Annotated in this window: 3 protein-coding genes; 1 reads left to right on the plus strand and 2 read right to left on the minus strand. The window is 30.9% G+C overall.

Annotated elements, in window-relative coordinates:
- Window positions 1-117 precede the first annotated feature (117 nt).
- Window positions 118-1,320: a B-box zinc finger protein gene (locus ACKI67_RS05165; protein WP_407462353.1), complete on the minus strand. Its 1,203-nt coding sequence runs from the start codon at window positions 1,318-1,320 to the stop codon at window positions 118-120.
- A gap of 250 nt (window positions 1,321-1,570) precedes the next feature.
- Between ACKI67_RS05165 and ACKI67_RS05170 the strand changes: the two genes are divergently transcribed.
- Window positions 1,571-3,304, plus strand: coding sequence for a hypothetical protein (locus ACKI67_RS05170; RefSeq protein ID WP_407462354.1), 1,734 nt, complete (start codon window positions 1,571-1,573; stop codon window positions 3,302-3,304).
- Window positions 3,305-3,445: 141 nt separating this feature from the next.
- Here ACKI67_RS05170 and ACKI67_RS05175 read toward each other — a convergent pair whose 3' ends face one another.
- Window positions 3,446-3,673: a KEOPS complex subunit Pcc1 gene (locus tag ACKI67_RS05175; RefSeq protein WP_407462355.1), complete on the minus strand. Its 228-nt coding sequence runs from the start codon at window positions 3,671-3,673 to the stop codon at window positions 3,446-3,448.
- Window positions 3,674-3,765: the final 92 nt, after the last annotated feature.

A 3,765-nucleotide genomic window follows, 5' to 3' on the forward strand; every position in this document is an offset into this window, starting at 1 on the left:
AAAATTAGTCAAATAAAAAATTAGTATGATTAAATAAGTAATAAAAAAATAGATAAAAAAAATTAAAGGAGTGTTAAAAAAGAGAAGGATAGAGAAAATATTTCTCTATAATTTTGTTTAATTTAAAACATTAGTTATAAATTTTCCAGGATTGGAAACCAATCCTGTAAGAGCATCTATGAAACTAGAGTAATCTCCACTTAATCTAAATAGCCATACCACATATAAGATAAGTAGTATAATTAAAAGAATTAAGATAATTGCAAGGATGATTTCAACAATAGAGAGTTTTCCACTTTCTTCCTCTTCTGGGAATCTATGCATTCCTTGGACACTTTCTAATTCATCGAAGTCATCATAATCGCGTTTAGATTTTTTGGATCTTCTAAAGCGACCTTTCTTCTTGCTTTCTTGTTCCATTTCATAATTTCTTTCAATTCTTCTTTTAAGCTCTTCGTAACTTTCAGCATCTCTTTGAGGAGGTCTTCTATTTCTGTTATGTGAAGGTACTATATAATCATCAGCATATTCCTCTCTAGGATTGATGTAAAATTCATCCTCCTGATAATCACGAGGTCTTTGTCTTCTAGGAGCATCCTGATAATCATCATATTCTCTTCTTGGGTTTCTTCTTCTTTTTCTTCCTCTAGGAGGTCTGGATTGAGGAGCTTGTTCAACTTCTTCGAGAAGTTCTTGAGGAACAAAGTCCTCTTCTTCATCATAATATAAGTCTTCTAAGTATCTTTCATACTTTGCTTCAAGTTCATTGCTTGGAGCTTTTTCAGGAATTGGTTCATAATAATAATCTTCATCTATATCTCCGGTATGAATCGGTTCAATAGGTGCTTGATCTTTAGCTTTTGCTTTAAGTTTTCTTTCATGTTCTTTGTATTCCGGTACAGGTTCTGGAATTGGTTCAGGGTTTTCGTAATAGCTGTCTTCAGCACCATCTTCTTCATATGTTTCAACATATTCTGTTTCATATTCATAATCGGTTTGGTAGTTTTCAGGTGCTTTTTCAGCAGCTTCTACGATTTCCGCTTCACGTTCTTCTGCTTGGATTGGAGTGATTGGTTCTATTGGTTCAATAAAATCTGCAGGCTCTTCTGCTTTCACTACATCTTCTTCAACCTTTGCTGGCTCTGGAACACTTTTCTCTTGAACTGATTTTTCCAGCATGCTTTTTGTAACGATTTCATTCACACAATCTTTACAATAAATGTTTCCAGCAATTTCCATACTGCACTCTGGGCAAATCGCTTTTCCACAAACTGAACAATTTGCTGTTGCTTCTCTATCTGGGTGATTATGACATTCCATATTAACACTTCATTTAATTAATAAATATAAAATTTTTTAATATTGTTATATATTTTTAGTTTTAATTATTATTAAATTTATCTTTTAGGATTTGATTTTTGTTGATTTTTTATTTTTTTATTTATTTCATTGAAGTCTTATTTTTCCTTTTTTACTCATTTAATGCAAGCAAGCAAGTGCTTACTTTCGCAAATCTATTTATATGCCAGTTTTTAAAATTAAAAATTGTAATAAATATTTTGGTGATCTAATGAAGAATTTAGGCAAAAAAATTTTTACAGTTTTTATTGTATTGCTTTTCTGTCTATCCCCATTAGGTGCAATTGACTTGAACCAAGGGGATAATTCCAGTCATTTAAATGATTTAAATGATAGCAGTCATTTAAATGATTTAAATGGTACTGATATAGAAATCAAAAGCATAAATGAAACTGATGAAAGTATAAAAGGTAATGATGTTGAAAGTCAAAAATTATCCATAAATGATAGCAATTCCAGTAAAAGTCTTAGTAAAAAAAATGTTAATATAGTGATGGAAGTTGATGACACTACTTATGGTGAAGCTGCGATTGTAAAAATCTGGTTTAAGAGTAGTGGTTTTGGTACTTATTATAGCCCTAAAGTTGTAGTTGAAGACAGGTATACTCATGAAGTATATACAAAGGATTATTTTACTAAAGGATATAATGAAATTAAGCTTCGTAAGGATTTGGATCCAAGTACTTATACTGTTACATTCGAATTTAGAGGTAGTTCTGCATGGTATCCAAAAACAGTCACTGATACTTTCACTGTTAATAAGAAAAATCCTAATTTGAAAGCTTCTGTTGAGGATGTTTATGTTGGTGAAAATCCGGTTGTGAAAGTCTCTACCAATGAAGATGTATGGGGTGATGGCTGGATCCATTCTCCTCAGTTTACTAAGGACTATTATACTCATTTCTGTAGGGGTGAAGCTAATTGCACTATTGATGAGGATTTGCCTGCTGGTAATTATACTTGCACTGTGAGTTATGATGGTGACCTCATTTATGCCAACGAAGATTTAACAGTTAATTTTGCTGTAAATAAGCGTGACCCTAATTTGACTGTACAGGTGGATGATGTCACTGTAAATGATCTTGTTCCTATAAAAATCAGAGCTAATGAGTCAGTAAATGGTGAAGTGAAATATATTATAAGGTCTAGTTCAGGATCAGGTCCAATACATATGGTTTATACTGTTGATATGGTTAATGGTGTTGCCAATGACACTTTAGACCCACTTTTACAGCCAGGAAAATATTCTGTCTCTGTTTCCTTTGAAGGAGATTACTATTTTAAAGAAAGCACAGCCCTTGCATCATTTTACGTAAATGAAAAGCCTAGCCCTGGTTTGAGTGCATCTATTGATGATATTGAGTTGGGTGAAAAGCCGGTTGTGAAAGTCTCTTCAAATGATGATTTAGAAGATGATGTTATAATCTCTTCTCCTCAGTTTTCCAAAGATTATACTGTCAATGTTCAAGGAGGCTCTGGCAGTTGTATTATTGATGAAGATTTAGCTGGCGGCAATTATAGTTGCAATGTAAAGTATCCTGGTGACATAAAATATAGGTCAGAAAATATAACAGTTAAGTTCGCTGTGAATAAGCATGACCCTAATTTAGCTGTACATGCCTATGATATATTTATGGGCAAAAGGATTCTTGTACAATTAAATGCTAATGAGTCAGTAAATGGTGATGTGGAATATTATATACTGCCATATGGCAAATCAGGCAGTGTTGTAATAGATCCTGATGAGAGGCATAATGCTACACTTGTTAATGGTATTGGCAGTGACCTTGTAGAAACTGATTTGGCTCCTGGAAAATATGAGATTTTTGCTAATTATAAAGGCGATGACTCTTTTAAAGAGGTTACTGTTTCCTCAGAATTTGATGTAACTGGAGAATCTAACAATCTCTTAAATGTTTGCAAAAATGTTTTAGTTAACGGATAAGGATTATAACTCCTTATCTTATATATTTTTATAATTTTTCTTTCTTTCTATTTTTTTATTTCATATTAAATTAGTTTTAATTAGTTTTTAATTATTTAGTGATTAGTTTTAAATTAGCCATAAATTAGATAACTATTCTTTCTATTTTGTATTTTTTATTATAGTTTCAGCAAGAATCTCTGAAGCGATTAAATCATCTGCTGTAGCTAGGAAACTTCCTAACTTATCGCTTTCGATTTCAAAATTTATTATATTTTCATCTAAGCTGTTTTTTACAAATCCTTCATTGTCCACTTCAAGAGTTTTGTAAATGATTTCAGCATGTTTTGAATCTTTATACTCTAATTTAATATTTGATTTTATTTTCATTTTTTTACCTTTTGAAATATTAATTGTTTTTTTAGATAGTTATTAATTTTATATTTTCAATTATAAATTTTTTAATTAAATTTTTTAATAAA

Origin of the sequence: Methanobrevibacter sp. (genome assembly GCF_045577275.1) — an archaeon.
In the GTDB taxonomy this organism is placed as follows: domain Archaea; phylum Methanobacteriota; class Methanobacteria; order Methanobacteriales; family Methanobacteriaceae; genus Methanobrevibacter.

Excerpts from the sequence above, each read along its gene's own strand:
- ACKI67_RS05165 (WP_407462353.1), bottom strand. The coding sequence starts at position 1,320 with ATGGAATGTCATAATCACCCAGATAGAGAAGCAACAGCAAATTGTTCA.
- ACKI67_RS05170 (WP_407462354.1), top strand. The coding sequence starts at position 1,571 with ATGAAGAATTTAGGCAAAAAAATTTTTACAGTTTTTATTGTATTGCTT.
- ACKI67_RS05175 (WP_407462355.1), bottom strand. The coding sequence starts at position 3,673 with ATGAAAATAAAATCAAATATTAAATTAGAGTATAAAGATTCAAAACAT.